The sequence below is a fragment of the Pseudocitrobacter vendiensis genome, from assembly GCF_943590815.1.
GTDB lineage: Bacteria > Pseudomonadota > Gammaproteobacteria > Enterobacterales > Enterobacteriaceae > Pseudocitrobacter > Pseudocitrobacter vendiensis.
In genome coordinates this window covers 1-3,260 of record NZ_CALSBS010000071.1, presented here as the reverse complement: position 1 = coordinate 3,260, position 3,260 = coordinate 1, and the positions used below count along the sequence as shown (strand labels likewise).

Annotated in this window: 3 protein-coding genes; 2 read left to right on the top strand and 1 reads right to left on the bottom strand. The window is 48.3% G+C overall.

The features are described from left to right. Together NMC31_RS25935 and NMC31_RS25930 are read left to right on the top strand one after the other, a co-directional pair. A partial coding sequence (locus NMC31_RS25935) for a fimbria/pilus outer membrane usher protein (RefSeq protein WP_253899397.1) occupies positions 1-1,507 on the top strand: 1,507 nt, incomplete at its 5' end. Positions 1,508-1,687: 180 nt separating this feature from the next. Further along, complete coding sequence (locus NMC31_RS25930) at positions 1,688-2,683, top strand: fimbrial protein (protein WP_253899396.1); 996 nt, start codon at positions 1,688-1,690, stop codon at positions 2,681-2,683. 211 nt (positions 2,684-2,894) lie between these two features. Here the strand turns inward: NMC31_RS25930 and NMC31_RS25925 are convergent, their stop codons facing one another. Beyond that, the gene (locus tag NMC31_RS25925; protein ID WP_253899395.1) at positions 2,895-3,143 is read right to left on the bottom strand and encodes a hypothetical protein; all 249 of its coding nucleotides are present in this window, start codon (positions 3,141-3,143) and stop codon (positions 2,895-2,897) included. Positions 3,144-3,260: the final 117 nt, after the last annotated feature.

Sequence of the window (3,260 nt, the reverse complement as noted above, 5' to 3'; positions counted from 1 at the left end):
ATACACACAGTCATTTGCGTCCCCGCCCATTTCTGTACGAAAGGGGGCGCTCAAATATTCGCTAACCGCCGGGGAATTTGGATCACGTTACTACAACCGGGATGATACCCTGGCACAGCTCTTCGGTCAGGCGGAATTCCTCTACGGGGTACTCAATAATACCTCCTTGTACTCAGGACTGATTGCAGCAGAGAACTACCGCTCCGGTATGCTGGGTGTGGGGCAGGGACTTGGCATGCTGGGAGCAGTATCTATTGATGTTGCTCATGCAGAGACTCACTTTAACAGCGAAGAAAAACAGGCCGGGCAGTCATGGCGCGCACGATACAGCAAACGCTTCGATACCACCGGTACCAGCATGACGCTCGCTGGATACCGTTATGCAACCGACGGGTATTATGATTTCGATGAAGCCAGCAACAATTATTACATGCGTAAACGAAGCAATCATTCGGTACTGAAAAGCCGCGCTCAGTTAAATCTAAGCCAGAACATGGGGCCGCTGGGTGCGATGTCCCTGTCGGCAAATCAACTGGAGTACTGGGGAGCCGACACGCGAAGCCGGAGCATCGCAGGTAGCTGGAGTAAAACGTTCAGCGGTGCTTCGGTAAACCTAAATCAGAGCCAGAACAAGAGCGGTCGAACGGGGAAAATCGATAATGTGACCTCGGTCAGTGTCAGCCTTCCGCTGGGTAAATGGCTGTCTGGTAACAGTAATTCTATACGTATGAGTAACAGCTTCACACGCACTGATACCGGCTCGTCTTCTGTAAACAGTACGCTGACCGGCACCATGCTGGAAGGCCGCAACCTGGCATGGGCTGTTTCTCAGGCTCGTAGTAAGCAGGCTTCGGGAAATACCAGTAACAGTACAGCCTTATCAGGCACTTATCAGGGCGGGCTCGCAACAATGAATTTAGGGTACTCTGATTTTTACGGTGAAAGCCAGCGTATAAACTGGGGCGTTCAGGGAGCAGCTGTGATACATCCTTATGGCGTTACATTGTCACCACCTCTAAGTGAGGGCAGCAGCTATGCGCTGGTACGTGCGCCTGGGGCTCAAAACGTGAAGGTACAGAACAAAACCGGGCTGATTACGGATGCCAGAGGTTATGCCGTGGTGCCGTCAATCATGGCTTACCGGGAAAATAGCATCACACTGGACACCTCTACGATGGATGAAGGTGTGGATCTGATCCAGCCGGTGAAAAAGGTGATACCGACGCGAGAAGCTCTGGTGCTGATGGATTATGAAACCAGTGTAGGGTACCGCACGTTGTTGACACTGATGCACAAGGGGCAGTCTGTTCCATTCGGGGCCACGGTGAATGCCGGCGAAAGCAGCGGGATTACCGGAGAGGGGGGTCAGGTATATATGACCGGGCTGACTGACGGTGCAAAACTCTCGGTAATACTGCCGGGCGGAAAGAGCTGCAATAGCAGTTTTAAATTATCAGACGCACGAAAAAGTAACGGAATAATTATGGCTGAAATGATATGTATATGAATAAATGAATTATAACTACAGCAACTCGTTAATTCATAAGTAGAATATTCGTTTGGGCTTAATCAGCGTCTGCTGTAATTAATAATATTCTGGGTTTGTCAGTGCGTTCCTATTACATACCTTCTATTTAAAGAAAATATATCAACACAGCCCAACAGGGCCAGAATGGATTGAGAGTAAATGAAAAAGACTATTTCTTGTTCACTCCTTTTGTTGGTAGCTATGACAAAAACGGCATCTGCTGCATGTAGTTTCATCTCCTCTGGCAGAGAGGGAACACTTATGCTTGAGTTCGGTGATATCACTGTTTTACCTAATACTCCGAATGGAACCATTTTAGCAACGACTGGGGGAAGTAGCGGGGAAATAGCAGATGCCCTTGCTATGGGATCGGCAGGAGCAGGTTTTATGAGTTGCGATATTGGCGATTTATCTGTGTGGGGTGGGTCGTCATACGGAACAATTGAATATAACGGAGAGACACTCATTGATACAGGAGTGCCGGGTCTTGCAATTCGGACGGCAACCCGTTCGACAAGTGGAGGAAATCCCCTTGCTATTGGAACAGGTGTAACATTTCCACCAGATTACAGTGCATCGCTAACTGGTACGACCGTTACTGTCCATCAATATGGTCAACGAAGATTTGATCTAATTAAAATTGGTAATGTGGAGGGTGGAATAATTCCCCCTGGAACATTAGTTACAAGCACACTAGGAGGCGTAAGAGTTCTTACATGGCAGCTTAACAGTGCAAGTAACGTAAGTGTCTCTGGATGTGAGGCTACTGATTTTCCGGCCGAAGTTTCGCTGAATTCAGCATATTCACAGCAGTTTCGGAATCCGGGAGACTCACAGAACGAAACGAATTTCATTATCACGTTGACCTGTGACAGAACTGACCTCAGGCCGGCGATTACCTTCAAAGGTGACGTTGATGATGCCAGCTATCCGACGGTATTCAGCAACAGTGAGGGTGATGGATACGCGCAAAATGTGGGCGTTCAGTTATCAGCGAATGGTAGCGTGATTACTCCAGATTCCGCGATTTCTCTCGGTCGGCCTGCATCATTCGTCACCGAGCACTTATTCAGCGCCAGTCTGCGCAGGACCGGTGATACAGTAACTGCTGGAAGTGTGGATATACCGGTGGTATTTGTCCTTTCATATGAATAGCATCAAACAAAGTAAACACTCCTGAGCTTTTTGCGCTCGTGAAATGTCTCCCGACTGTTTAAGCGGTTCCGTGAGGCATCATCATAATACGGACATCTGATTTGAGCTATATGTAGTGGCACAGTAAATTTGGCCACCTGATTAAAGGTGATATTCTCACCTCAACACAAAACAGGTGACTTAATGAACAAGAAAACCAAACCCGTGATTTTCAGCGAGCTTTTTCCCGCGCCAGTGTGGGGCCAAAATCGGCATAGCGTTCACGGATGATATTCAGGGCCTGATCAGTCATTGATGCGGGAAGCAGGCGATTTCCGGTGCGACCACGACTCTGGTTATTCATGCCCAGTGGCATTTCGGCTGCCTGACCAGGACGCAGGTTGCGGTCGATGACATCCTGAAGGGTTTTGAGGCGGTTGATTTCTTTCACGGTGAACATCCCGGTGTCATGTATAGCCATAGAAAACTCCTCATCAGGAAAAGTGAGTTGTTGACCAGGCATACAGGTCTGAGAACTATAGCCTGGACATTCCTAATGAGCCACAAATAGACATTATCATTGAGCCCCTACATCATT

Coding starts and splice junctions, on each gene's coding strand:
- NMC31_RS25930 (WP_253899396.1), top strand. CDS start 1,688: ATGAAAAAGACTATTTCTTGTTCACTCCTTTTGTTGGTAGCTATGACA.
- NMC31_RS25925 (WP_253899395.1), bottom strand. CDS start 3,143: ATGGCTATACATGACACCGGGATGTTCACCGTGAAAGAAATCAACCGC.